Annotated in this window: 21 protein-coding genes; 10 read left to right on the forward strand and 11 right to left on the reverse strand. The window is 72.8% G+C overall.

Annotation, left to right across the window (positions count from 1 at the left end):
- Position 1: 1 nt before the first annotated feature.
- Both CRP51_RS07350 and CRP51_RS07355 read right to left on the reverse strand, forming a co-directional pair.
- Positions 2-1,057 carry an iron-siderophore ABC transporter substrate-binding protein gene (locus CRP51_RS07350; protein ID WP_097230194.1) on the reverse strand — a complete coding sequence of 352 codons (1,056 nt, stop codon included), beginning with the start codon at positions 1,055-1,057 and terminating at the stop codon, positions 2-4.
- Between the two features lie 276 nt (positions 1,058-1,333).
- Positions 1,334-2,899 carry an MDR family MFS transporter gene (locus CRP51_RS07355; RefSeq protein ID WP_097230330.1) on the reverse strand — a complete coding sequence of 522 codons (1,566 nt, stop codon included), beginning with the start codon at positions 2,897-2,899 and terminating at the stop codon, positions 1,334-1,336.
- Positions 2,900-3,053: 154 nt separating this feature from the next.
- Here CRP51_RS07355 and CRP51_RS07360 point away from each other — a divergent pair, with 154 nt between their 5' ends.
- A complete protein-coding gene (locus tag CRP51_RS07360; protein ID WP_097230195.1) occupies positions 3,054-3,641 on the forward strand; it encodes a TetR/AcrR family transcriptional regulator in 588 nt (195 codons plus the stop codon).
- A gap of 21 nt (positions 3,642-3,662) precedes the next feature.
- Here the strand turns inward: CRP51_RS07360 and CRP51_RS07365 are convergent, their stop codons facing one another.
- From CRP51_RS07365 to CRP51_RS07375, 3 genes are all read right to left on the reverse strand, one after another.
- On the reverse strand, positions 3,663-4,250 hold the full coding sequence (locus CRP51_RS07365) for an RloB family protein (protein ID WP_097230196.1): 588 nt from the start codon (positions 4,248-4,250) through the stop codon (positions 3,663-3,665).
- Positions 4,251-4,252: 2 nt separating this feature from the next.
- A complete protein-coding gene (locus CRP51_RS07370) occupies positions 4,253-5,608 on the reverse strand; it encodes an AAA family ATPase (protein ID WP_097230197.1) in 1,356 nt (451 codons plus the stop codon).
- 171 nt (positions 5,609-5,779) lie between these two features.
- Positions 5,780-6,220 (reverse strand): cold-shock protein, encoded by a 441-nt coding sequence (locus CRP51_RS07375; protein WP_097230198.1) that lies wholly within the window; start codon positions 6,218-6,220, stop codon positions 5,780-5,782.
- Positions 6,221-6,501: 281 nt separating this feature from the next.
- Between CRP51_RS07375 and CRP51_RS07380 the strand changes: the two genes are divergently transcribed.
- The 5 genes from CRP51_RS07380 to CRP51_RS07400 all read left to right on the forward strand — a co-directional run bounded on the left by CRP51_RS07380 (position 6,502) and on the right by CRP51_RS07400 (position 11,403).
- On the forward strand, positions 6,502-7,611 hold the full coding sequence (locus tag CRP51_RS07380; RefSeq protein ID WP_097230199.1) for a glycoside hydrolase family 5 protein: 1,110 nt from the start codon (positions 6,502-6,504) through the stop codon (positions 7,609-7,611).
- A gap of 249 nt (positions 7,612-7,860) precedes the next feature.
- Positions 7,861-8,736, forward strand: a complete 876-nt coding sequence (locus CRP51_RS07385; protein ID WP_097230200.1) for an ABC transporter permease — start codon at positions 7,861-7,863, stop codon at positions 8,734-8,736.
- A complete protein-coding gene (locus CRP51_RS07390) occupies positions 8,733-9,629 on the forward strand; it encodes an ABC transporter permease (protein ID WP_245880424.1) in 897 nt (298 codons plus the stop codon). Before CRP51_RS07385 ends, CRP51_RS07390 begins: the two co-directional genes overlap by 4 nt.
- Positions 9,629-10,396 (forward strand): ABC transporter ATP-binding protein, encoded by a 768-nt coding sequence (locus CRP51_RS07395; protein ID WP_097230201.1) that lies wholly within the window; start codon positions 9,629-9,631, stop codon positions 10,394-10,396. The genes CRP51_RS07390 and CRP51_RS07395 overlap by 1 nt, the downstream gene beginning before the upstream one ends.
- On the forward strand, positions 10,393-11,403 hold the full coding sequence (locus tag CRP51_RS07400) for an ABC transporter substrate-binding protein (RefSeq protein WP_097230202.1): 1,011 nt from the start codon (positions 10,393-10,395) through the stop codon (positions 11,401-11,403). Before CRP51_RS07395 ends, CRP51_RS07400 begins: the two co-directional genes overlap by 4 nt.
- On the opposite strand, the gene CRP51_RS07405 is transcribed toward CRP51_RS07400, so the two are convergent.
- Positions 11,379-12,002, reverse strand: a complete 624-nt coding sequence (locus tag CRP51_RS07405; RefSeq protein WP_097230203.1) for a TetR/AcrR family transcriptional regulator — start codon at positions 12,000-12,002, stop codon at positions 11,379-11,381. The genes CRP51_RS07400 and CRP51_RS07405 overlap by 25 nt on opposite strands.
- Before the next feature lie 71 nt (positions 12,003-12,073).
- Between CRP51_RS07405 and CRP51_RS07410 the strand changes: the two genes are divergently transcribed.
- Positions 12,074-12,967 (forward strand): NADP-dependent oxidoreductase, encoded by an 894-nt coding sequence (locus CRP51_RS07410; protein ID WP_170970457.1) that lies wholly within the window; start codon positions 12,074-12,076, stop codon positions 12,965-12,967.
- Between the two features lie 51 nt (positions 12,968-13,018).
- On the opposite strand, the gene CRP51_RS07415 is transcribed toward CRP51_RS07410, so the two are convergent.
- Positions 13,019-15,889, reverse strand: coding sequence for an ATP-binding protein (locus tag CRP51_RS07415; protein WP_097230205.1), 2,871 nt, complete (start codon positions 15,887-15,889; stop codon positions 13,019-13,021).
- Positions 15,890-16,066: 177 nt separating this feature from the next.
- On the opposite strand from CRP51_RS07415, the gene CRP51_RS07420 reads away from it, so the two are divergent.
- The gene (locus CRP51_RS07420) at positions 16,067-17,455 is read left to right on the forward strand and encodes a GntP family permease (protein ID WP_097230206.1); all 1,389 of its coding nucleotides are present in this window, start codon (positions 16,067-16,069) and stop codon (positions 17,453-17,455) included.
- Positions 17,456-17,472: 17 nt separating this feature from the next.
- Here CRP51_RS07420 and CRP51_RS07425 read toward each other — a convergent pair whose 3' ends face one another.
- From CRP51_RS07425 to CRP51_RS07440, 4 genes are all read right to left on the reverse strand, one after another.
- Positions 17,473-18,249: an IclR family transcriptional regulator gene (locus tag CRP51_RS07425; RefSeq protein WP_097230207.1), complete on the reverse strand. Its 777-nt coding sequence runs from the start codon at positions 18,247-18,249 to the stop codon at positions 17,473-17,475.
- Positions 18,250-18,325: 76 nt separating this feature from the next.
- On the reverse strand, positions 18,326-19,210 hold the full coding sequence (locus tag CRP51_RS07430; RefSeq protein WP_097230208.1) for a fumarylacetoacetate hydrolase family protein: 885 nt from the start codon (positions 19,208-19,210) through the stop codon (positions 18,326-18,328).
- A gap of 88 nt (positions 19,211-19,298) precedes the next feature.
- Positions 19,299-20,411, reverse strand: a complete 1,113-nt coding sequence (locus tag CRP51_RS07435) for a cupin domain-containing protein (protein WP_097230209.1) — start codon at positions 20,409-20,411, stop codon at positions 19,299-19,301.
- 63 nt (positions 20,412-20,474) lie between these two features.
- A complete protein-coding gene (locus CRP51_RS07440; RefSeq protein WP_097230210.1) occupies positions 20,475-21,740 on the reverse strand; it encodes an FAD-dependent oxidoreductase in 1,266 nt (421 codons plus the stop codon).
- Between the two features lie 162 nt (positions 21,741-21,902).
- On the opposite strand from CRP51_RS07440, the gene CRP51_RS07445 reads away from it, so the two are divergent.
- Entirely contained in the window at positions 21,903-22,946 is a 1,044-nt protein-coding gene (locus CRP51_RS07445; protein ID WP_170970458.1) for a lactonase family protein, read from the forward strand.
- A gap of 120 nt (positions 22,947-23,066) precedes the next feature.
- Positions 23,067-24,101, forward strand: coding sequence for a hypothetical protein (locus tag CRP51_RS07450; RefSeq protein WP_141514560.1), 1,035 nt, complete (start codon positions 23,067-23,069; stop codon positions 24,099-24,101).
- Positions 24,102-24,115: the final 14 nt, after the last annotated feature.

Here is a 24,115-nt window from a genome sequence, read left to right on the forward strand (position 1 = left end):
GTCAGTCGTCGAGGGTGGTCAACGCCTCGTCGATCAGCGGCAGATAGCGGTCGATGCTCCACGGCACGGTCAGCGGGTTGATGATCGAGGAGGCGGTGACGAACGGGTTGTCGTCGCTGGAGACGATACCGCCGCGCTCGACGGCCGGGATGGCCGCGTACAGCGGCTGGCCCTCGATCTCGGTGCGCGTCTCCTCGTCGGTGTAGAACGTGAAGACCAGGTCGCTGTCGGCGAGTTGGTCGGCGTTCTCCAGGCCGATCATCGCGGAGTCGGTGCCCTCCAGCTCCTCGAAGGTCTCGGCGACCGGGTCGACGGTCAGGCCGAGGGAGGAGACCATCTCCACCCGCTGCTCCTCCGGCAGGAAGACGCCGAGGGTGCCGGGGCCCGAGGTGTAGATGTAGGAGAAGGTGACGCCCTCGTACTCCGGGCGGGAGGCGGCGGCCTCGGCGAGCTGGTCGCGGATGTCGCCGATCAGCGTCTCCGCCTCGTCGGGCTGGCCGAGCGCGGTGGCGACCAGCTCGATCTGCTGGTCCCAGTTGGTGGACCAGGGCAGGTCGGGGTAGGCCACGGTGGGCGCGATGTCGTTGAGGATGTCGAACTGGTCCTGGGTGATGCCGGACCAGGGCGCCAGGATGACGTCGGGCTCCAGCTCCAGGATGGCGTCGAAGTCGATGTTCTCGCCGCCGGCGAACTGCGTGGGGAGCTCGTCGCCGCGCTCGGTCACCGCCTCGTGGATCCACGGCAGGTAGCCGGTGTCGTCGCTGCCCCACTCGTAGGACTCGATGCCGACGGGGGTGTGGCCCAGGGCTATGGCGGTCTCGGCCGAGCCCTGTCCGAGGGTGACGACGCGCTCGGGCTGCTCGTCGATCTCCGCGTCGCCGAGGGCGCTCTCGATGGTGACGGGGAACGCCCCGCCGCCCTCCCCGTCGCCCGACGACGACCCGGCGGAGTCGTCGTCGTCGGAGGACGAGCAGCCGCCGAGCACCAGTGCCGCCGAGGTGGCCACGGCGGCGAGGGCGAGACGCTGACGGCGCGCGCTGAGCGGGGTGAGCGGCATGGACGTTCCTTCTGTTGGGTCCTGGCCCGTCGGGGACCTGACGGGTGTCGGACGGGGGTCCGACGAGCTGAACGACGCGAAGCTTAGGTAAGCCTAAGCTTAGACTACGGTCGTCGGCCGGCCGCCGGGGACCCCAACTCCCCCGCCCAGGACGGCGACGCCCCCGGACCACCGCCAACCCCCGTGGCGCGCCGCCGCGTTCTCCGGCTCAGCGGGCCGGAACGCCGTTCGCCCCCGCCCCTCGGGGGTCTCCCGGTCCGCACGCCCGCACCGCCGTCACGGCTTGGCGACGGCGGGCGTCTGCTCCCCGTGCGCCTCCTCCGCGTCGCCCCCGGGCGCCGGCGCGAGGTCGAGGCTGTCGCGCAGCGTGGTCGGCGTGAGGAAGAACGTGGCGATCAGGCCGACCAGCGCGATGCCGGCCGAGATCAGGAAGATGTGGCCGGTCGCGTCCCCGTAGGCCGCCCGCACGATGCCCCGGACGGCCGGGTCCATCGCCTCCACGTTGAGCGTGGAGGCGTCGCCCGCGTCACCCGAGACCGGGATGCCGGCGGCGGTCAGCCCCTCGGCGATCTTCGTCGACACCTGGTGCGCGAGGACCGCGCCGAGGACCGAGACGCCCATGGTGCCGCCGAGCGAACGGAAGAAGGTCACGACCCCGGAGGCGGCGCCGATCTCGTGCAGCGGGACGGTGTTCTGCACCACCAGCAGCAGGTTCTGCATCGACATGCCCACGCCGACGCCGACGAGGAACATCCCGGCGCCGACGATGCCGAGCGAGGTCTCGTGGTCGATGGTGGACAGGGTCAGAAAGCCCAGCGTGAGCGAGACCACGCCGGCGACGATGAACGGCTTCACGTGCCCCGTGCGGGACACCAGCCGCCCCGAGACCGCCGCGCTGAGCAGCACCCCGGCCATCATCGGTATGGTCAGCAGGCCCGCCTCGGTGGGCGTGTAGCCGCGTCCGACCTGGAAGTACTGGCCGAGGAAGACCGCGCCACCGAACATCGCCATGCCGACCGAGAGGCTGGCCACGATCGCCAGCGCCGGGTCCCGGCGCCGCACCACGTGCAGCGGGACGACGGGCTCCCGCACCCGCGCCTCGACCAGCACGGCGGCCAGGCCGAGGACCAGCGCGGAGCCGACCATGGCGCCGGTCTGCCAGGAGATCCACGCGAACTCCGCGTCGACGAAGGTGACCCAGAGCAGCAGCAGGCTCACGCTCACCGCGATCAGCGAGGCGCCCAGGTAGTCCACGGTGGCGTCCGGGCGGCGCACCTCGACCAGCTTGAGCGTGCGGGCGAGCATGACCAGCGCGAGCAGCGTGAACGGCACCCCGACGAAGAAGCACCAGCGCCAGCCCAGCCACGACAGGTCGGTGATGGCCCCGCCCAGCAGCGGGCCGCCGACGGTGGCGACGGCCATCACGCCGCCCAGGTAGCCGTTGTACCGGCCACGCTCCTTGGGGCTGACCATGGCCGCGATCACCACCTGGACCAGCACCTGGAGGGCGCCGAGCCCCAGGCCCTGCACCGCGCGGAAGGCGATCAACTGCTCGGCGCTCTGCGCGAAGCCGCAGGCCAGCGACGAGAGGCTGAAGATCAGGATGCCGATGGTGAGCAGCAGCTTCTTGCTGAAGAGGTCGGCGAGCTTGCCCCAGACCGGGGTGGAGGCCGTGGATGTCAGCAGGGTGGCGGTGACCACCCAGGTGTACTGGGACTGGGTGCCGTTCAGCGAGCCGATGATCTGCGGCAGGGCGACCGAGACGATCGTCGAACTGATCATCGCCATAAAGAGAACGGTCAGCAGACCACTCATGGCGCGCAGGACATGACGGTGGTCCATCGGCGCGCCCTGGGACGGCACGACGGTCTGTGCGCTCACGCGCGACCTCCAACGGAGACGTTCAGGCGGGTGTTCGGAAGACCGTTTCACTGTACATGCACTTTGGGCATAATTGCTCAGTGGGTAACTTTGCTCACCAGGTAAGATCTCGGACATGGAGACCATCACGGGACTGCGGGAGCGCAAGAAGGCCGCCACCCGGCAGGCGGTGCACGAGGCCGCGCTGCGTCTGACCGTCGAGCACGGCATCGAGAACGTGACCGTGGAGGCGATCGCCGACGCCGCCGACATCTCGCGGCGGACGTTCTCCAACTACTTCTCGTCCAAGGAGGACGCCCTCCTCTTCGACGAGGAGCGGCGCACCAGGACCCTCGTCGAGACGCTGCGCCAGCGCCCGCCCGAGGAGACCGCCTGGCAGGCCCTCCTGGCCGCCGCCCACTCCCTGTCCCCGCGCACCGGCACCCCGGAGGAACGCGCGTGGGCCGCCCGCAGCAAGCTCGCGATGCGCCACCCGTCGCTGCTGGCCCGCCAGATGAGCATCCACGTGGCGCTGGAGCGCGACCTGGTCGAAGCGATCACCGGCCGCCCCGGCACCGAGCACATCCGCCCGGAGGTCTACGCCGGTGCCTTCCTCACGTCCCTGCGCATCGCCACCCGCCGCTGGGTGGAGCGGGGCGGCTCGGAGGACCTGATGGAGCTGCTCGACGAGATCGAGCAGGAGATCTCCCTGGCCTTCCCGTAGGCGGACACCCGCCGCGAGGCGCTACGGCTCCCGCCCGAGCACCAGACGGACGAGCAGGGGTACCGCCGAGGACGGGTCGGGGCCGACCCTGCCCTGGGCCATCCCCGGATCCGCGCGCCGGGCCCGCGCCACGGCGTCGTCGAGCCCCTCGATCGGGAAACGAGGCGGGATGTGCTTGCCGTCGAGCAGCCCGTGCCGCCGCACCAGCTCGTCCAGCTGATCAGACGTCTTCGGCGCGGCCACGTCGACGGCGTGCCACAGCAACCAGACCTCGAACTTCAGGTTGGTCACCAGAAGCGGGATCCCCTCCGCCCTGGCGAGAGCGGCAGCGGCGGGAAGGGTCGTGTGCTCGTCCCGGTCCACGAGGCAGACGCACCAGTCGTACCCCTTGCCCCGTCGAGCCGCTTCCCGCCGCACCTCCACGCACTTCTTGACCACCGCGCGGGGATCCTTCCCCACACCGACCGTGCGCACGGTGACGTTGGCGCGGCGCAGGTGCTGCGTGAGCCGTTCGACGTACTGCCTCTCCGTCTCGGTCCCCTCGGCGACCACTAAGCCGCGTTCGTTCTCCGCCCTGCGGGGCCTGCGTCGATGGGGGCGCGCGGCCATGGTCAGGCCGCTCCCGGGGCAAGCACCCGGGCGAGAGCGCTCGGCGCCAGCCGGGGAGTGCCCCCGTAGCGGCCGGTGAGGTAGCGCTTCGCGACGTTCGCGTCCCTGTGCCTGGGGAAGTCGGCCAGACACGTCAGCAGGGTGACCCCCTCGGGCGACTTGTCGGTGAACCACACCTGCTCCGGTTCGAGGGTGACGTCGCTCAACGGAGAGAGCACATAGCTCTCGTGGCTGGTGAAGATCAGTTGCGCGCCCCTGCCGTTGAGCTCGGGGTCGGCGAAGAGTCCCAGCAGCACCTCCAGAAGGTGGGGGTGGAGGCTGGAGTCGATCTCGTCGACGCAGTACAGCCCGCCGCGACGCAACGCCTCCAACGCGGGCACGACGAGCGCCAACCAGGCGATCGTCCCGTCGCTCTCGGCGTGGAGAGGAAAGGGGGGTGGCGGATTCGCCCCTCCGCCGCGGTGGGTGAAGAGCAGGTTGCGGACGACGGCGTCGGATCCCTCCTCCCCGAGCACCCCCTCGAAGAGCAGCGTGGGCTTCGCCTCCGACGTGTCAGCCTCCTCGGCCCCCTTGCCCACGTTGCCCTCGAAGAGCTCCTTGATGCTCCGCACGACCTCCTGAACCCGGGCCGGCAGCGCGTCCTCCTGGACATCGACGTGGTCGACACCGATGTCCGCGACCTGGAGCAGGGTGACGATGTCGTCGAAGGTGATCGACCCGTTGACCAGGGAGTCCGTGATGGAGGCCAGCCGACGCTCCCGGTGTGTCTCGCGCACGGACATCGCGTCGTAGGCGTCCACCAGGCCGAGGGCGACCGGGGACAGCTGCGGATGACGGAGCAGCATGGCCCGGCTCAGTACCAGTTCACGCGCCGTCACGTCCCCGATCGGGCGCAGGTCAGGGTGCAGCTTGGTGCGGCCGGCCGCCCGGTCGCGGTCGAGCAGGGTGCGCCAACGCGTCGAGGGGACGTCCCGCAGCCACTCCCTGGCGACACCTTCCGCGTCCACCTCGAACCCGTAGACGTACCGCCGGTCGTCGTGCACGAAGTCGAACACGTAGCCGCTGGGAGCATCCGCCGACTCGTCGTCCAGCAGGAACGGGGCCCGCATCATGACCGGCTTCTCCTGCCACGAGGTCGCCGACCTCCGGACAGCGGCGAACGCGTACGAGAAGGCGTCCAGCAGGGCCGACTTGCCCGAGGCGTTCGCCCCGAAGATTCCGGCGAGCGGGTAGACGTGCTCCGCCCAACGGGTGCCACTTCTCGGCCGCAGGGTCCGCAGCGTCGGCTTGGTCAGGTCGAGGACCAGCTCGTCACGGATGCTCTTGTGATTCCGTACCGTGAAGCTGAGCAGCAGCATACAGCCGACACTAGCACCTGAGACCGGCAGTCTGAACGTTTTTCGCGCACATCGCTCCCGTTAGCCTGGCGCGTCGCGCGAAAAACCCCCGGAACGGCCGCGCCCCGCCGGGCGCGGTGGCCGGCGGGGCGGGGTGGATCACGGAGACCCCTCAGCGGGGTCCGGGGGCGCTCAGGAGGCGAGCCAGCCGTGGCCGCGGGCGAGGCGTTCCACGCCCTGGCGCACCTGGAGGATCTGCGCGGCGGTGAGGCTGGGGACGCCCTCCAGCAGGGTCTCGGTCAGCTCCTGCCGGAACTCGCGCGGGGAGAGCACGTCGCACAGCCCGTCCTCGACCACCCCCGCGGCGGTCGGCTCCGCGCGGGCCGCGGCCGCGGCGGGCGCCGAGGTCTCGGCGGGAGCGGCGGCGCCCTTCTTGACGACGCTCACCAGCGACGCCTTCGGGCCGCGCTCCCCCTCGGCGACGTCGAACTCCACGACGGTGCCCGGCTGGTACAGATGCTTGTCGTCCAGAAGGTCGTTCGCGTGCATGAAGACGTCCTCGCCACCCTCGTCGGGGATGATGAATCCGTAACCGCGAATGTCGTCGAACCGGACAACCCTGCCCTGCGTCATAACACACCTCACCACACGAGCCAGTTAGCTCAACAGCCAATCCTCCCGGGCACACTACCAAGCCTCCCCGTGACGATGAGCCCCTTCTCCGTGACCGGTCGAGCGGGCGCGACGTGCGGCGGAGCACCTCCGGACGGCGGCGGAGCCCAACGGGCGCATTGGTACGGACTATTGACGGCTTCCCCAAGTCTGCTTACCTTCAGGGCCGACCCAGCTCCCGCGATCCCCCACCGCCTCGGGCCGCCCCGCCCCGGCGCGATCGGAGAAGACAGGTTATGCGTATGTCGCGATCCTTCCGTTCGGAAGTCCAGGGTTCAGCAGACCGGGCCTCGGCCGCCGGCCGCCGGTCCCGTCAACACCGCTCGGCGCGGCTGTGGTTGGCCGGCGCGCTGGCCGCGGGCACCGCGTTCGCCGGGGCCTCGCTGGCGACCGCCGGCGAGGAGGGCGAGGCCGCCGACGCGGCGCCCGAGGCCGTCACCCCGTTCGCGGAACACGGCGCGTTGGAGGTCTGCGGGACCACCCTCTGCGGCGAGAACGGCACGCCCGTGCAACTGCGCGGCATGAGCACGCACGGCACCCAGTGGTACGAGAACTGCGTGACCGACGAGTCACTGGACGTCCTGGCCGGCGACTGGGGCGCCGACGTGATCCGCGTCTCCACCTATGTGCAGGAGGACGGCTACGAGACCGACCCCGCCTACTTCACCGACCTGGCCAGTCGGATCATCGACCAGGCGACCGCACGCGGCATGTATGTGATCGTCGACTGGCACATGCTGACCCCCGGCGACCCGAACGCGAACACGGAACTGGCCAAGCAGTTCTTCACCGACATCACCGCCCGCCACGGCGACCAGGACAACCTGCTCTACGAGATCGCCAACGAGCCCAACGGCGTCGGCTGGTCCTCGATCAGGAGCTACGCCGAGGAGGTCATCCCCGTCGTGCGGGCCGGCGACCCGGACGGCGTGGTGATCGTCGGCACCCCGGGCTGGTCCTCGCTGGGCGTCTCGGACGGCTCGGACGAGGCGGAGATCGTCGCCGACCCGGTGAACGCGGAGAACGTGATGTACACGTTCCACTTCTACGCCGCCTCCCACCAGGAGGGCTACATCGACACGTTGGCCCGCGCCGCCGACCAACTGCCGATCTTCGTCACGGAGTTCGGCACCGAGGAGTACACCGGTGACGGCGGCGCCGACTTCGCGTTCGCCCAGCGCTACCTGGACCTGCTGGCCGAGAAGAACATCAGCTGGACCAACTGGAACTACTCGGACGACTTCCGCACCGGCGCCGTCTTCGAGCCCGGTACCTGCGACGCGGGCACCTGGTCCGACCCGGGCTCGCTGAAGGAGTCCGGCGCGTGGATCAGCGAGCGCATCAGGGGCTGATCCCCCGGGCGCGACGCCCGAGAACCCAGCGACGCGGCGGTGCCGCGCTCCCCGGCAGGGGGGCGCGGCACCGCCGCTTTTCGTGGCTCATGCCCGTAATTCCCACGCCCGGGACCGGCAGTTTTTCTTATAGAGGGAACTTCCAGCGAATGTATTGCTGTAGGCGGAATCAGGTCGTAGCTTGCGAGACACCCGCTTCACGCACGAAGGAGTCGCCATGAGCTGGTCCGAAACTACCTCTGTCGCATCATGAGCCTCGAAGGGACCGCAACGGTCACAAGTGCTCCGCAGGGGACAGCTCGGGCGAACCTGGCGGACACCTCCGGAAGACTGCGGCGGCTGCTCGATCAGCGCTGGCTGCGTGACCTCGGCCTGAAGGTCAGCGGCGTGCTGGCGGTGCTGCTGGCCCTGGAGGCGTGCTCGCGCACCGGGCTGCTCTCGCGCGACTGGTTCCCGCCGATGACCGACACCTATGTCGAGCTCTTCAAGCTGGCCGCCGGCCAGCCGCTGTGGACCGAGATCGGCAGGACGCTCAGCGGCTGGGGCCTGGGCATCGCGCTGGCCACGCTGCTCGCCGTGCCCAGCGGCATCCTGCTGGGCTCGAACGCGACCGCGTACCGGATGACCCGCGTCGTGATCGAGTTCTGCCGGCCCGTGCCGTCGGTCGCGCTGATCCCGCTGGCGGTGCTGGTCTACGGCGTCGGCCTGGAGATGAAGGTCTTCCTGATCGTCTTCGTCACCTTCTGGCCGATTCTGCTCCAGGTGATCTACGGCGTGCAGGACGTGGACCCGGTGGTGCGGGACACCGCCCGGTCCTACGGCCTGCCGGCCCGCGCCCGCTTCCTGCGGGTCACGCTGCCCAGCGCCGCCCCCTACATCGCCACCGGCCTGCGGATCGCCTCGGCCATCGCGCTGGTGCTGGCCGTCACGGCCGAGCTGGTGGTGGGCGCCCCGGGGCTCGGCCAGTCGATCGTGGTCGCCCAGTCCAACGCCAACCTGCCACGCATGTACGCGCTGATCATCGTGACCGGACTCGTCGGCTGGGTGATCAACCTGGCGTTCCAGGCGATCGAACGCCGGCTGCTGAAGTGGCATCCCTCGCAGCGTCAGGAGGTCGCCCAGTGAACCGCAGAGTCCTCGGGTTCCTGCTCGAACTCGCCCTGCCCGTGACCGTGTTGGTCGGCTACGCCCTGTGGGCCTCCCGGGCGCAGAGCTTCTACTTCCCGCCGCTGGACGAGATCGGGCGGTACTTCGGTGAGCTGTGGCTCTTCGACCGCGTCGGCAGCGACCTGGTGCCCTCGCTGACCCGGATGAGCGCCGGCTATCTGGCGTCGGTGCTGGTCGGCGTCTCGGTGGGGCTGCTGCTCGGGATGTCGCGGGTGCTGCGCACGGCCGCCGAGCCGGTGGTCGAGTTCCTGCGGGCGCTGCCGGCGCCGGCGTTGATCCCGTTCTCGCTGCTGCTCTTCGGCTCCGGTGACAGCTCCAAGATCTTCGTGATCGTGCTCGGCGCGGTCTGGCCCATCCTGCTCAACACGATCGACGGCGTGCGCGGCGTCGACTCCCAGCAGCTGGACATGGCGCGCGCCTACCGCATCCCGCTGGCGGCCCGGGTCTGGCGGATCATCCTGCCAGCGGCCGGGCCCCGGATCTTCGCCGGGATGCGCACCTCGCTGGCGATCGCGATCATCCTGATGGTCGTCTCCGAGATGGTGGCCAGCAGCAACGGCCTGGGCTACTTCGTGCTGGAGCAGCAGCGTTCGTTCGCGATCCCGGAGATGTGGACCGGCATCATCCTGCTCGGGGTGCTCGGTTACGTACTGAACTGGCTCTTTCTGCGCCTCGAACGTCGCGTTCTGGCCTGGCACTTCGGCCTCAAGGGGCTGGCCGGCCCGGCGACCGGGGGCACCCGCTCCGCCCGGCGGTCGCCCTTCGGCAAGCGGCGCCCCCACGCTCCCGCCCCGCCCGCCCCCGCCGCCTCGTCGGCCCGTTCGTCCGCCTCGTCCGACGGAGAAGTCTGATGCTCGAAGTTTCCCACCTGCGGAAGGTCTACGGACCCGACCCGTCCGCGGCTCCGGCCGTCGCCGACCTCGACTTCACGGTCGGCGACCAGGAGTTCGTCTGCATCCTCGGCTCCTCGGGCTGCGGCAAGACGACGATGCTGCGCTGCCTTTCGGGACTGATCCCTTTCACCGCCGGCGAGATCACGCTGCGCGGGAAGCCGGTCACCGGACCGCCGGAGGACATGGCCTTCGTCTTCCAGGACTACAGCCGCTCGCTGCTGCCGTGGATGACGGTCCGCCGCAACATCGCCTTCCCGCTGCGCTACAAGGGCATCGAGAAGAACGACGCGCGGCGGGCGACCGAGGAGGCGCTGGAGGCCGTCGGGCTGGCCGACCGGGGCGACCGCTACCCGTGGCAGCTCTCGGGCGGGATGCAGCAGCGCGTCGCGATCGCGCGCGCCCTGGCGTACCGGCCGCGCATCCTGCTGATGGACGAGCCGTTCGCTTCCGTGGACGCCCAGACCAGGTCCGGTCTTGAGGATCTGCTGCTGAGGGTGAAGGAGCGCTACGGAATCACCGTGCTCTTCGTGACCCACGACATCGACGAGGCGATCTACCTGGGCGACCGGGTGCTGGTGCTGCGCCCGCCGGCGACGGTGGGGCACGCGGTCACGGTGGACCTGCCGCGCCCGAGGAACCAGGTGCTGACCAAGCAGGAGCCGGAGTTCGCCCGGCTGCGCGGCGAGCTGTTCGCCGCGATCGACGGCGGGTCGGTGGCGGCATGAGCGCGCGGCGACCGACCGCGCGCCGGAGGCGCCGCGCCGGCGCGCTGGCAGGCGGGCTCGCCGGGTTGATGGTGCTGACCACCGCGGCCTGCACCGACTACGGCGGCGACCTGTCGGGCGCCAACATCTCGGGCGGCGGCGACGGCGACACGCTGGTGGTCTCCGAGACGGCGGGCGTGCCCTCCTCGTTCCTGGCCTACGGGGTGCGCGAGGGATACTTCGCCGACGAGGGCGTCGACCTCCAGGTCAGCCCGTCCAGCGGCGGCGCCAGCGTGATCCCGGCACTGCTCAGCGGCGACATCGACGTGGCCGGCTCCAACGTGGTCTCGGCGCTGATCGCGATGGGCCGGCGGATGCCGATCCAGATGGTGGCGGCCGGCACCTCGACCGACGAGACGGAGGAACGGGACTTCGCCCAGCTGGTGGTCCCCGAGGGGAGTCCGATCACCTCGCCGGAGGACCTGGACGGCACACGGATCGCGGTCAACTCCCTCCAGAACATCAACGACGTGGTGGTCAACTCGGTGCTTGGCGAGGCCGGGCTCACCAACGACGACGTCCGCTTCGTCGAGATGCCGCTGCCGGACATGCCGGCGGCGATCAGCCGGGGCGACGTGGACGCGGGCGTGCTGATCGAGCCGTTCGCCACCATCGGGATCTCCCAGGGGCTGCGCCCGCTGGCCGGCCCCTATGTCCACACCCGGCCGGGGCTCCAGATCGGCACCTTCCTGATGACCTCGGACCGGGTCGCGGAGGACCCGGAGCTGGTGGCGGCGTTCCGGGCGGGGGTGGAACGGACGGCCGAGTCGATCGCCGAGGACCCGGACGCGTTCCGCGAGGCGCTGCCCGACATCAGCGAACTGGCCCCGGAGTTGGCCGGGCGGATGAACCTGCCCGTCTGGCGCGGCACCACCGACCGGGAGTCGGTGGAGACCATCCACGGGGTGATGCGGGAGATCGGGCTCACCGAGGCGGATCTGGACTACGAGAGCTGGGCCGCGGACTGATCCGCGGCCCCGGGGGGACCGGCCCCGGGGAAGGCGACGGCCCAGGCCGCCTCGATCATCGGGAAGATCTCGTCGACGGCGGCCTCCGGGTCGTCCGCCTCCCTGGCCAGCGTGTGGGCGTCGACGACGAACCGCGCGAGCGTCCGGCAGACCGTGGTGGCCCGGGGCAGGCCGAGGTCGGCGGCGAGGGCCGCCGCCAGCGCGTCCGCGTGGCGCAGCAGCATCGACTCCTCGTGTCTGCGCAGGGCGGGTGACTCCTCGATCAGACGCCGCACCGGGGCGGCGCCCTCCGCGGCGCAGTGCCGCACCCGGGCCAGCACCTCGCGACGCAGCGCGGCTACCAGGGGCTCGTGCGGGGCCCGCTCGGTGACCGCGCCGACCAGGCCGCGCTCGAAGTCCTGGTCCCGCTCGAAGACCAGCGCCTCCTTGGCGGGGAAGTGCGCGAAGAGCGTGGTCACGGCCACGTCGGCCTCGGCGGCCACCTCCCGGATGCCCACCTCCTCGTAGCCGCGCTCCAGGAAGAGCCGCAGGGCGGCGTCGGCGATCTTCTGTCGGGTCGCGGCCTTCTTGCGTGCGCGACGTCCGGTCGGGACGGTCATGCCTCGCACGCTATCAGCCACGAAATCGAACCCGTTTGGAAAAGCTAACCGTTAGCGCTACGTTCGGGCCCATGAGGAAAGTGAGCTTCGCCGAGTTCGGCGGTCCCGAGGTGCTGCGGCTGGTGGACGCCGAGGAGCCCCACCCGGGCCCCGGCCGGATACGTGTCGTCGTGAAGGCGGCGGGGGTCAACCCCGCCGATTGGAGAGTCCGCGAGGGCCAGGTCCTCGGCGCCCATCCGACCCGACTCCCCTCCGGCGTGGGGCTGGACGCCGCCGGGATCGTCGACGAGATCGGCGCGGGCGTCGAGGGGGTCGCGGTCGGCGACCGGGTGTTCGGGGAGGGCGCGAGCACCTACGCCGAGTCGGCCGTGCTCTCCGCCTGGGCGCGGATGCCCGAGGGGCTGTCCTTCGAGGAGGCGGCCGGCTACCCCTCGGTGGTGGAGACCGCGCTGCGGATCCTCCGCGAGGTCGGCGTGCGCCCCGGGCAGACGCTGCTGGTCAGCGGCGCCTCCGGCGGGGTCGGCTCGGCGGTGCTCCAGATCGCGCGGGAACGCGGCATCGCGGTGATCGGCACCGCCGGCGCCGCCAACCAGGAGTACCTGCGCGGTCTCGGCGCCGTCCCCACGACCTACGGCGAGGGCTGGGTCGAACGGGTGCGGGGGCTGGGCCCCGTGCACGCGGCGCTCGACGTGGCGGGCTCGGGGGTGGTGCCCGCGCTCGTCGAGCTGACCGGCCGTCCGGACCGGGTCGTCTCCATCGCCGACCTGGGCGCGCCCGACCACGGGGTCCGCTTCTCCGGCGTGGCCGGGAGTATGCCCGACGCCCTCGCCGAGGCCGTCGACCTGATCACGCGCGGACGGCTGCACATCCCGGTCGAGAAGTCCTACCCGCTGTCCGAGGCCGCCGCCGCGCACCGCGACAGCCAGGCCGGTCACGCGCGCGGCCGACGGGTCCTCATCCCCTGAGCCCGGCCGCGCGCTCGACCGGGCCCGGCTCCGCCGCTCGCCGGCGGCCCCTCACCCCAGGCGCGCCCGCAGCGGGCGGGTGCGCTCGGCCACCCAGTCCGGGTCGAGACCCAGCAGCCGGCGCAGCCGGTCCAGGGCGGCGCAACAGGTCAGCAGGGCCAGCGGGAGCGGGGCGGCGGCCAGCAGCCCCGCTCCCGCCGCGTCGGCCGCCTCCGCGTCCTTCCTGGCACAGTGCAGCAGGAAGAGATTGCCCCAGGCGGCCTCGTCGGCCCCCTCCTCCCCCGTCAGCTCGGTGAGCACGGCGAGCGACCGCTCCCACAGGAGGTCCGCCTCGGCGGGCCGGCCCGACGCCCGATGGAGCGCCCCGGCCACCAGGCAGGCCCAGGCGCCGCGCTCCTCGCCCGCCACCGCCCGCGCGAGGTCGTCGGCGACCGGCGCGTCGGGGCCCTCGACCACCAGCCGCGCCTCGGCGCGGCGGATCAGGTGCCAGAGACGGTCCGGCTCCGCCGCCACCAGCCGCTCCAGGTCGGCCAGCGCCGCCGCGTGCGCGCCCGCTATGAGCCGTGCCTCGGCGCGCTGCGACAGCAGCGACGCGTCGTCGGACGCGGCCCCGAGCGCCGCGTCGAAGTCGGCCAGCGCCTCCTCGACCCGGCCGAGCACCAGCAGCGTGACGGCCCGCTGCCCGCGCAGCGAGGCGTCCTCCGGCGCCGACTCGATCGCCCGGTCCAGCGCGGGAAGCACCTCCGCCGTCCGGTCGAGCCCGAGCAGGGCCAGGGCTCGACCGGACAGCTCGCCCGGGTCGTCCGGGCGCACCGCGAGCGTCCGGTCGTAGGCGTCGAGCGCGTCCGCGAAACGACCTGCCCGCAGCAGGGTGCGGGCCCGGCTGCTCAGAGCGCAGGGGTCCTCGGCGTCGATGGCCAGGGCGTGGTCGAAGTCGGCGAGCGCCGCGTCCCACTGCCCCTGGTCGGCGCGGACCCGGCCCCGGTGCGCGTGCGCCCACCCCAGGTCCGGTCGCAGGTCGAGCGCCCGCCCGTAGTCGGCCACGGCCTCCTCCCGCCTCCCCAGGGCATGGTGGATGTCGCCCCGCCGCGCGTGGAACGAGGCCCTCTGGGGCAGGCGCGCCGTGGCCTCCGTGTAGTCGGCCAGCGCGAGCGTGTACCGGTCCTCCCGCCAGTGGGCCTCCCCGCGGCTCGCGTGGGCCCAGGGGTGCTCCGGGTGCAGGGTCAGCGCGCCCGTCAGGTCGTCCACCGCGCCGGGGAGGTCGCCCGCGCGCAGCCTCGCCTCCCCGCGCTCCGCACGGATCTCCGCCCGCGTCACCCGGTCGAGGTGAGGAGCCTCCAGCAGCACCGTCAGCATCCCCTCCCAGTCGTCCGGCTCGACCGTCAGCAGCCGCTCCCCCAACGCCGCCAGCTCCGGCTCCTCGGCGTCGGCCCCCGCCCTGGCCACCAGCCGCGCCCAGCGCAACTGGTGCTCCTCGCCGTGCGCCCCGGCGTGCGCGGCGTCCGTCAGCGCCTCGGGCAGCGCCTCGTGCGGTGCCGCACAGAGCCGGTGGTAGCTCTCCTCGATCCGCAGCTCCTGCCACCGGGCGTGGTCCCATCTGCGGTACGACGACGGCAGCGACTCCTCCAGCGTCACGCGCCAGGCCCGGTACGCCTCCGCGAGCCGGAGATGGGTCTCCCGCCAGCGGTTGGGCGAGCGGGTGCGCAGCAACTGGAGCATCGGAACGCGGATGACGTCGTGGTAGCGGCGGCGGCCGGCGGCCTCGCTCACGAACGACCGGGTGCGCAGCCAGTCGTAGTCGTCGGCGCCCTCACCGGCGACCACCCGGTAGACGTCCTCGTCCAGCCGGGCGGGCAGCGCGCAGGCCAGCAGCGTCTCGCGGCGGCCGGGGTCGCCCACCCCCGCGAGGAAGAGGTCGACCGCCGTGTCCGAGGGATCCTCGACGGCCTCGGCCCCGCCGGCGGCCTGCTCGGCCGCCATCGGCACCAGCAGGGGCAGGCCCCGGGAACGGCGCAGCACGGTCCGCACCGCGCCCTCCTCGCTGACGCCCCGCCGCGCGAGCAGGGCGCGCACCTCCTCCTCGGTGAAGATGTCCAGCGGCACCTCCCGCACGAGGTCGAGCGCGTCGCGCCAGCGCCCGGCGTCGAGCCGGCCCTGGCCGGCGAGCACCGCGATGACGTTGATCGGCAACTCCCCGTGCCGGCCGCCCAGCACCAGCTCGCGCAGCCAGCCGTCGATCGCCGGGACGGTCCGCTCGTAGGTGTCGAAGAAGAGCACCACCCAGGGGACCCGCCCGGCCAACTCCTGGAGGTCGCGGACGAAGACGGCGCTCAGCTCGCCGACCGGGTCGAGCAGCAGCGCCGCGTCCTCCGTGCCCTTGATCCTGGCGCCGAGCGCGGCCCGCAGCCGCTCGGCGCGCCGGGCGACCTCGTCCGCGTCGAGGACGCCGGCGACCGCGCCGCCGCCCGGCAGCAGCCCGAGGCCGGCGAGGCCGGCGCGGGCGAGGACGCCGCTGGCCATGCCGGGCTCGGCGTGCGGGTCCTCCTGCTCGGGGGCGGCCGCCAGCTCCTGACCGAGCCTGCGGTAGTGGGCCAGCCGCTTGTCGAAGTCCTTCAGCGGACGGCCGAGGGCGGTCAACTGCCGGGCGAGGGCCGCCATCGCCTCGACGGGCCCGTACACGTCGTCCTCGACATAGGTCGTCACGGCGCCCTGCTCGACCGCGAGCTTCTCCCACTGCCTGACCAGCGCCGTCTTGCCGACACCCGCGTGGCCGGAGACATGGAAGACGAACTGGTAGTCGTCGTCCGCGACGCCCCGGGCGAGGTTGTCCCTGAAGAGCGCCAACTCCCGCGCCCTGCCCACGAACCCCGCCTGCCGCCGGCGCCTGACCATCTCCCGCCGGGAGACTCCCCCGCTCGCCATGCCGCGCTCCTCCCCCTCGCTTTCCGTCTCCCCGAGACTACAGCCGGCCACTGACAGCGGGACCCCGGCGGGGGTGCGCCAGAAGTCTTCCGGGGCGGGTGTGGGTACTGGTACGGTCCCCCGACGCCTGCCCTCGGGCGGGTCAACTGGCCCCGACCAGCGACGGAGCTGACGCTGATGTCCCCGGACGACGAATGGGTACAGACCCTTTCCACCGGACCACTGCTGTCCATCGCCGGGGTGGCGGTCGTCGTCCTGCTGGCCTTGATCATCGTGCTGCGGATGCACGCGTTCCTGGCGCTGATCACGGTCAGCCTGGGCACCGCGTTCGCCACCGGCATCCCGTCGGAGCAGGTGATGCCGACGCTGACCGGCGGCTTCGGTGACACCCTGGCCAACGTCGCGCTGCTGGTCGGACTCGGCGCGATCCTGGGCCGGTTGATCGAGGTCAGCGGCGGGGCGCAGGCGTTGACCGACGGGATGATCCGCCGGTTCGGCGAGGAACGGGCGCCGTTGGCGCTCGGGGTGGCCTCGTTGATCTTCGGTTTCCCGATCTTCTTCGACGCCGGCCTCGTGGTGATGCTGCCGATCATCTTCGCCGTGGCACGGCGGCTGGGCGGCGGGGTGTTGCGGTACGGGCTGCCGGCGGCCGGCGCGTTCTCGGTGATGCACGCCTTCCTGCCGCCGCACCCGGGCCCGGTGGCGGCGACCGAACTGCTGGGCGCGGACCTGGGTCTGGTGACGGTCTTCGGGCTGCTGATCGCGGTGCCGACCTGGTATGTGACCAGCTATCTCTTCGGGCTGTGGGTCGGCGGGCGGGTGGATCTCCCCCTTCCCGACCTGCTGACCGGCGGCCCGCGGGCGGAGGAGCAGGAGGAGCCGCCGCGCCCCGGCACGGTGATCGCGCTGCTGCTGCTCCCGCTGGTGATGATCTTCGCCAACACCGGTCTGGACGCCGCCAGGGCCGCGGGCTGGCTCACCGGTGAGGAGAGCTGGTACGAGCCGGTGCGGGCGCTGGGCTCGACGCCGGTGGCGCTGCTGGTCGCGGTGCTGGTGGCCGGGCATGTGCTGGGCACGCGGCGCGGGCGGGGCCGTGAGGTCGTGGAGGAGCTGACCGACTCGGCGCTGGGCCCGGTCTGTTCGATCATCCTGATCACCGGCGCCGGCGGGATGTTCGGCGCGGTGCTGCGGGCCAGCGGCATCGGGGACGCGCTCTCGGGGACCCTGGCGGACCTGGGGCTGCCGGTGGTGGTCGCGGCGTTCCTGATCGCCGCCGCGCTGCGGATCGCGCAGGGTTCGGCGACGGTGGCGCTGACCACGGCGGCCGGGCTGACCCAGCCGGTGGTCGAGGGCGGGGACTTCTCGTCGTTGGCGCTGACCGCGCTGGTGCTGGCGCTGGCGGGCGGCTCGATCCTCGCCAGCCATGTCAACGACTCGGGGTTCTGGCTGGTGGGCCGCTTCATGAACATGGACGTGCGCACCACGTTGAAGACCTGGACGGTGATGCAGACGCTGATCGGCGTGACCGGCTTCGGCTTCGCCTGCGCGCTCTACGCGGTGGCGTGAGCGCGGCCGGGCCGGTCTCAGGCGGTGAACCGGCCGCGCAGGGTCTCCTGGAGGCGGTCCCGCGCGGCCAGCAGATGGTCGGCCAGCCCGCCGGCCTCCGCCCGGGAGGCCAGCCGGTGCGCCGGCACCACGACCGCGAGTGAGGCCAACGGGGTGCCCGCGCGGTCGCGCAGCACGGCGGCGACGGCGGAGATGCCGCGTTCGCCCTCCTCGACGTTGACGGCGTAGCCACGGCGCCGGATCTCGTGCAACTCGGCGGCCAGGCTGGGCCAGTCGGCGACGGAGGCCGAGGTGCGGGTGTCCAGTTCGGCGCTGTCGTAGCGGCGCGAGAGCTCCGGCTCCGGCATGGCGGCCAGTATGGCCTTGCCCGCGGCGGTGCAGTGGGCGGGCAGCACGACGCCGGTGCGGTTGCCGACGCGGACCGCGCGGGGGCTCTCCAGGCAGTCGATGAAGCGCACGTTGCGCCCCTCAAGCAGGGAGAGGCTGACCGTCTCCTCGGTGCGGTCGCGGATCTCCTCCAGCACCGGCCGCGCGACCTGCCGGATGTCGACGCGGCCGATGGCGGCGAGCCCGATCTCGTTGAGCACCGGGCCGGGCCGGTAGGCGGTGTTGGGCTTCTCCTGGATCACGAACCCGCGCTTGCGCAGCGCGTTGAGCAGCCGGTGCGCGGTGGAGGGCGCCACGCCCAGCTCGCCGGCGGCGTCCGAGACGCGCAACGCCTGCCGCTCGCCGATGAGTTCGAGCAGACGGAGGGCGTTGTCCACCGAGCTGGACCCTGACGCTTCATTCGACATAACAGAATTCTAGCCCAGTTCTTTTCTGTTGAAAGGGTTCCCGAGGTAGTGCGCTCCGGCGCGGGAACCCCCCGCGTCAGCCCCGCCGGACGGCGAGGTCCAACGTGCCCACCCCGTCGATCGAGGCGCGCACCCGGTCCCCGGGGACGATGGCGCCGACGCCGGGGGGCGCCCCGGTGAAGATGAGGTCGCCCGGAAGCAGCGTCATCATGTGGGAGGCGTAGGAGACGATGTCCGGCACCGGCGTCAACAGGTCGGCCGTGTTGACGCGTTGGCGCTCCCCGCCGTTGACGTCGAGCCGGATGCCCAGGCCGCCGGCGTCGCCCACCTCGTCGGCGGTGGTGAGGAACGGGCCGAGCGGGCTGAAGGTGTCGTAGCTCTTGCGGCGCGAACGGTCGGCCGCCGAGCGGACCGTGATGTCCAGCCCGAGCGTGTACCCCAGCACGTGTTCCAGCGCGCGCTCCCGCGGGATGTCGCTGCCGCCCGTGCCGACGACGATGACCAGCTCGGACTCGTGGTGGATCTCCTGCCCGGCCTCGACGACCTCGGTGGGCAGCACGATGTCCTCGGCCGGGCCCGACAGCGAGGACGGGGACTTGAGGAAGACGTCGAAGTTCATCATCCAGGACTCGACGCCGCCCAGGGTGCGCTCCTGGACCTCGTGCATCTCCGCGACGTGGTCGGCGTAGTTGCAGGCGCAGGCCACGATCTTGCTCGGGTTGAGCGCGGGGGCGCGCAGCCGCACCTCGGCCAGCGGGCGGCCGGTGCCGCGCGCCGCCGCCTCGGCCAGCCGGCCGCGCGCGCCGGCGAAGTCCCGGCACAGCCGCCGCCACCAGCCCGCCGTCACCGGGTCGGGGTCGTGCTCCCACCCCAGCGCGTCCGTGACGTCGACCACCAGGGGCGTCTCCCCCGTCTCGTCCACCACGCCCAGGCGGTGGTCGTCGAAGAGCGCCAGCTTCATCTCGTCTGCCTTTCCCTCTCCCGGCGGCCGTTCGGCGCGGCCGGTGGTTCGCGGTGTGGGGCCTCGCGGCCCGGTGCGCCGTCCCGGCTCAGCCGAAGACGTCGGTGATCTCCTGCGGCTCCGCCAGGGTCTCCTCGCGGAAGACGCCGAGCGCGCGGAGCACCGGGTCGTCGCCGAGCGAGAACAGGTCGGCGCCCGCGCCCGTCGCGTGGTGCTCCTCGGCCGCCCAGGACGGGACCACGAACATGTCGCCCGCCGTCCAGTCGAAGCGGCGGCCCGCGATCACGCTGTGTCCCGAGCCGCGGAAGACGACGTAGACCCGGTTGCCGCTGCGCCGCACCGGCGCGGAGGCGCCGCCGGGCCGCACCCGGTGCATCCCGCAGGAGAGGGTGGGCAGCACGCTGGCGCCCGAGCGCGGGTTGGTGAACTCGACGCTGACCAGCGGCTCCCCGCCCTCGTTCGCCAGCTCGGTCAGCCGCCGGTCGGTCTCCTCCCAGCGGTAGACCAGCAGCCCCGAGGGCTCCGGGTCCAGCGCCCCGCGCACCGCGCCCGGGACCATGGTGTCGGCGAACGCGCCCCCCTCGGCGGCGAACCGGCGCTCGGATGCGTTGTGCGCGCCCTCCACCGGCTGGCGCAGTTCGGGGTGCGGCTCGAAGAAGATCGCGTCCAACGCCTCGATCATCGGCAGGTCGAGACCGTCGAACCAGTACATGTGCCCGTCGCCGCCGTTGGCGTGGTCGTGCCAGGCGCCGCCGGGGGTGAGCACCAGGTCCCCCGGACGCATGTCGCAGGCGTCGCCGTTCACGGTGGTCCACACGCCCTCGCCCTCGGTGACGAAGCGGATGGCGCCCGGGGTGTGCCGGTGGGCCGGAGCGGTCTCGCGGGGGCCGAGGCACTGGAGGGCGCCCCACAGGGTGCCGGCCGCGTAGGGGCGGCCGCCCAGCCCCGGGTTGGTCAGGGAGAGCACCCGGCGCTCGCCGCCGCGTTCGACCGGGACCAACCGGATGGCGCGTTCGGCGAGCGGGCGCAGCACCGAGCCGCGCCACAGCCAGGGAACGGCCCTGGGTCGGGGCGTCGGGGTGAGCAACTGCTCGGTGATGGTCCACAGCGGACGCAGCTCGGCGGCTTCGATGTCCCGGTAGAGCGCGTCCAGTTCGGGGTCGGTCACCTCGGTCTCGCGGCTCTCCTCGGCGGTGGACATGGGGCCTCCTGGTCGGATGTCGGGCGGACGGTGCGGCGCGTTCCGCGGATGCGGGGCGCGCGGTCAGTGGGGAGCGCTGACGGCGGGCTCCGGGGCGCGCCCCGGCGGGAGGCCGATCCCGAAGCGGCGCACGCTCTCCAGCAGCGATGCCCGGCGCATGTACGCCCGCGCGCGCTCCGGATCGCCGGCGATGGCGCGCATCTCGTCGTGGGCGGCGCGGCGGCGGGTCGCGTCGGTCTCGCGCAGCCGCTCGGTGTTGCGCTGGGTGTCGGCCTGCACGTACTCGACGGCGACGGCCCGCCGCCGTTCGTCGAACGCGTCCAGCTCCGCCTCCACGTCCGCGCCGCCCTCCGCGACGCGGCCGAGGCGACGGGCCAGGTCGACCGCGTCGTGGATGCCGCTGTTGAGACCGACGCCCCCCATCGGGCTGTTGATGTGCGCCGCGTCCCCGATCAGCGCCACGTTGCCGACCCGGAACGTCCCGGCGACCCGCTGGTGGACCCGGTAGAGCTGCCGATCGATGATCGGATAACCCTCCGGCCAGGGCGCCACGCCCTGGAACTGGCGCCGCAGCGTCTCCTCGGCGAGCGCCTCCCGTTCGTCCTGCTCCGGGGGCACCGGCCAGACCGCGCGCCAGGACTCGGGGGTGCGCAGCAGGAACAGCCACTCCCGGGGGTCGGCCACGTAGTTGACCTCGGCGATTCCGGGCAGGGCGCGGGAGAGGTCGACGGAGGTGCTGGCGATGAGGAAGCGCTCCGGATAGGTGAAGCCGGTGAACTCCACGCCCAGCGCGTGGCGCACCGTGCTGCCCGCGCCGTCGGCGCCGATCACGTAGGAGCCGGTCAGCCGCTCCGTCGTCCCGTCGGCCGCCCGCAGTTCGACGCCGGCGCCGTCCGGCCCGCGGTCCACCGCGGTCACCCGGCAGCCGAAGCGCAGCTCCACGCCGGGGGTGGCGCGCAGCCGCTCGTGCAGCATCCGCACCAGGTGCTGCTGGTTGAGCTGGAGCCGGTAGGGGAACGGCGTCTCGTCGGCGAGCAGCCCGAAGTCGAACTCGGCGACCAGCCCCGCGGTCCGGTCCCTGAAGTGGTAGATCGGCACGCGCAGACCCTCGGCGTGCATCTGTTCGGCGACGCCCAGCTCGTCGAGGAGTTCGAGCGTCGCCGCGTGAAAGGTGGAGGCCCGCCAGTCGGTCTTCGGCTCGGCCTCGGCCTCGATCAGGACCACCGGGATGTCGAACCGCGCCAGCCATGCGGCGGCCACCATCCCGACCGGTCCGCCCCCGACGACGAGTACCGGCCCGCCCCTGAGTCCACGCTGTTGTGCTGCCATGCGGTCAATCTCTCACGGGTTCCACTCATGGGAAATAGAGCTAGAGAAACTTCTTCCATACGGAAAATCTCTCGTCCACACCGAACCTCCCGCACCAGTGGCCCCAAACGGACCTCCTGGGCCTACCGTGTGAGGGCACAACGGCGCGACGGACGGAGCGAGATGGGCGACCGGCTGGTCTGTGTGGGGTCCTACACCGGGGACAGCGGCGGCTCGGGCCCCGGGCTCACCGTGCTGCGGGAGGACACGGACGGGACGCTTTCCACCGTCGGCGAGACGGAGGTGTCCGGCTGCTCGTGGATCGCCTGGCACCCCTCGCTGCCGGTCGGCTACGCGGTCAACGAGCTGGACATGGGGCGCGTCACCGCGTTCACGCTGGACGCCGACGGCACCCCCGGGGTGCTGGCCACGCTCGACAGCGGCGGCGCCGCACCGTGCCATCTGTCGGTCACGCCCGACGGGCGGCGACTGCTGGTCGCGCACTACGGCAGCGGCAGCGTCGCCGTGCTCGCCCTCGACGCGCGCGGGACGCCCACCGGGCGCACGGAGCTGGCCGAGCTGGAGGGCTCGGGGCCGGACCGGGAACGGCAGGAGGCGCCGCACGCCCACATGGTGACGCTCGACGCCACCGGCACCCTGGCCACCGTGGTCGACCTGGGCACCGACACCCTGTGGTCCTACCGGCTGACCCCCGAGGGCCGGCTGGTCGACCGGATCGCCTCCCGGCTGCCGGCCGGCTGCGGCCCCCGGCAGCTGGTGCGGGCGGGCGGCGGACGGGCCTATGTGCTGACCGAGTTGACCAGCGAGCTCATTCCGCTGACCGAGTCGGCTCCCGGCGTCTTCACGCCGCACGACGGCGTGCCGACCTCCGCGGGGCCGGAGCGCAATTACTGCGCGCAGTTGTGCCTCTCGGAGGACGGCCGGCTCGGCTGGGCCTCCAACCGGGGACCCGACACCGTCACCGTCCTGGCGCTCGACGGCACGACCGCGCCGAGGGCGGTCGCCGAGTACCCGCTGGGCGCACCCTGGCCCCGGCACTTCTCGCTGGCGGCCGGCGGCCCCGCGGGCACGCGGATGTACGCGGCCTCGCAACACGGGGACGCGGTGATCGGCCTCGACCTGGACCCGGCCACCGGGAAGCCGACGGAACGCGTGCGGCACGCGGTCGCCTCACCCGCGTTCGTCGCGGCGGTGCCCGCACGCTGAACCTTCGCGGCGCGCACGGCTGTCGCACGTCCGGTACGGAGCGGTGACCGCACCTCGACCCCGTTGTCAGAGCCTCGTGCCACACTGTCGGAGACCGCATGACCACGGGGGGTGGTGGCGATGGCGCCACGAGATGAAGGGGCAGGAGGACGGCGGCGGATCGGCGCCGCGCGTGGCGCGGTGCCCGGGTACGCGCTGGTGCTTCTCGCGCTGCTCGTCGGCGCGGTCCTCGCCCAGCGGGAGGGGCTCCGTTCGCTGCGGCTGGTCGCGCTGGCGCTGGCCGCCGTCGCGCTGTGGCGGCTGGTGTGGCACGAGCGGGCGCGGCTGGTCGTCTCCGGCTCGGCGCTCCATGTGGGCCGTCCGCTGGCCGAGGAACGGGCGGTCCCCTGGCACCACATACGGCTGATCACGGTGGACGCCGCAGGCTCCGAGGCGCTGCTGCGGGACGGCGAGCGGCTGCGGCTGCCGGCGCCGCGCGGCCATCTGACGCACGGGCCACGGGCGTTCGAGGCGGCGGCCGCGGGGCTGCGGGCGGCGATACCCGAGTCCAGGTCGGAGCAGCCGGCGTTCAGCGCTCCGCCGGCCGGCGGCTGGACGCGGCGGCGGTTCGCGCTGCGCTGGACGGCCGTCGGGCTGGCGGTGGCGATGGCGGCGGGCTGGGCGCTGCGCCGGGACCACCCGTGGGAGGCGCCGTGGTGGCCCGGGGGCGAGGCGAAAGCGGGTGCGCCCGACCCGTGCGCGGTGGCCGAGGAGAGCCTGGCCGACCTGGGGCTGGCGCGCGCTCCCGAGGAGGGGCAGCCGTCGACCACCGGGGCCGAGTCCTTCCGCGTCGAGGAGTGCCGACTGGCGCACGCGGAGGCCGAGTTCACGCTGGCCTACCGGGTCTTCGCCTGGCGCGGCTCGGCCGAGGCCACGCCGGTGGAGGCGGCCACCGACTGGTTCGGCTGGCAGCCGTACCACCAGGGCGCCCAGGACGTCGCCGGCACCGACTGGCGGCGGGAGGACACCCCGGGCTCCCTGGAGTTGAGCCACCGCGCGGGGAACGTGGTGGTCACCGTCGTCCGCCGCAGCTGGGCGCCGGACGGGCAGCCGCCGGAGGCGATAGCCGAGTCGTCCCGGCTGGCCGTCGACGCCCTGGCGGCGCTCGACCGCTGAGCGGAGGCGGGAGG

Source organism: Streptomyces zhaozhouensis, assembly GCF_900230195.1.
GTDB lineage: Bacteria > Actinomycetota > Actinomycetes > Streptomycetales > Streptomycetaceae > Streptomyces > Streptomyces zhaozhouensis.

What these genes read in the sequence shown, in the direction of transcription:
- CRP51_RS07350 (WP_097230194.1), bottom strand. Translation starts at nt 1,057, where the DNA reads ATGCCGCTCACCCCGCTCAGCGCGCGCCGTCAGCGTCTCGCCCTCGCC.
- CRP51_RS07355 (WP_097230330.1), bottom strand. Translation starts at nt 2,899, where the DNA reads ATGGACCACCGTCATGTCCTGCGCGCCATGAGTGGTCTGCTGACCGTT.
- CRP51_RS07360 (WP_097230195.1), top strand. Translation starts at nt 3,054, where the DNA reads ATGGAGACCATCACGGGACTGCGGGAGCGCAAGAAGGCCGCCACCCGG.
- CRP51_RS07365 (WP_097230196.1), bottom strand. Translation starts at nt 4,250, where the DNA reads ATGGCCGCGCGCCCCCATCGACGCAGGCCCCGCAGGGCGGAGAACGAA.
- CRP51_RS07370 (WP_097230197.1), bottom strand. Translation starts at nt 5,608, where the DNA reads ATGCTGCTGCTCAGCTTCACGGTACGGAATCACAAGAGCATCCGTGAC.
- CRP51_RS07375 (WP_097230198.1), bottom strand. Translation starts at nt 6,220, where the DNA reads ATGACGCAGGGCAGGGTTGTCCGGTTCGACGACATTCGCGGTTACGGA.
- CRP51_RS07380 (WP_097230199.1), top strand. Translation starts at nt 6,502, where the DNA reads ATGTCGCGATCCTTCCGTTCGGAAGTCCAGGGTTCAGCAGACCGGGCC.
- CRP51_RS07385 (WP_097230200.1), top strand. Translation starts at nt 7,861, where the DNA reads ATGAGCCTCGAAGGGACCGCAACGGTCACAAGTGCTCCGCAGGGGACA.
- CRP51_RS07395 (WP_097230201.1), top strand. Translation starts at nt 9,629, where the DNA reads ATGCTCGAAGTTTCCCACCTGCGGAAGGTCTACGGACCCGACCCGTCC.
- CRP51_RS07400 (WP_097230202.1), top strand. Translation starts at nt 10,393, where the DNA reads ATGAGCGCGCGGCGACCGACCGCGCGCCGGAGGCGCCGCGCCGGCGCG.
- CRP51_RS07405 (WP_097230203.1), bottom strand. Translation starts at nt 12,002, where the DNA reads ATGACCGTCCCGACCGGACGTCGCGCACGCAAGAAGGCCGCGACCCGA.
- CRP51_RS07410 (WP_170970457.1), top strand. Translation starts at nt 12,074, where the DNA reads ATGAGGAAAGTGAGCTTCGCCGAGTTCGGCGGTCCCGAGGTGCTGCGG.
- CRP51_RS07415 (WP_097230205.1), bottom strand. Translation starts at nt 15,889, where the DNA reads ATGGCGAGCGGGGGAGTCTCCCGGCGGGAGATGGTCAGGCGCCGGCGG.
- CRP51_RS07420 (WP_097230206.1), top strand. Translation starts at nt 16,067, where the DNA reads ATGTCCCCGGACGACGAATGGGTACAGACCCTTTCCACCGGACCACTG.
- CRP51_RS07425 (WP_097230207.1), bottom strand. Translation starts at nt 18,249, where the DNA reads ATGTCGAATGAAGCGTCAGGGTCCAGCTCGGTGGACAACGCCCTCCGT.
- CRP51_RS07430 (WP_097230208.1), bottom strand. Translation starts at nt 19,210, where the DNA reads ATGAAGCTGGCGCTCTTCGACGACCACCGCCTGGGCGTGGTGGACGAG.
- CRP51_RS07435 (WP_097230209.1), bottom strand. Translation starts at nt 20,411, where the DNA reads ATGTCCACCGCCGAGGAGAGCCGCGAGACCGAGGTGACCGACCCCGAA.
- CRP51_RS07440 (WP_097230210.1), bottom strand. Translation starts at nt 21,740, where the DNA reads ATGGCAGCACAACAGCGTGGACTCAGGGGCGGGCCGGTACTCGTCGTC.
- CRP51_RS07445 (WP_170970458.1), top strand. Translation starts at nt 21,903, where the DNA reads ATGGGCGACCGGCTGGTCTGTGTGGGGTCCTACACCGGGGACAGCGGC.
- CRP51_RS07450 (WP_141514560.1), top strand. Translation starts at nt 23,067, where the DNA reads ATGGCGCCACGAGATGAAGGGGCAGGAGGACGGCGGCGGATCGGCGCC.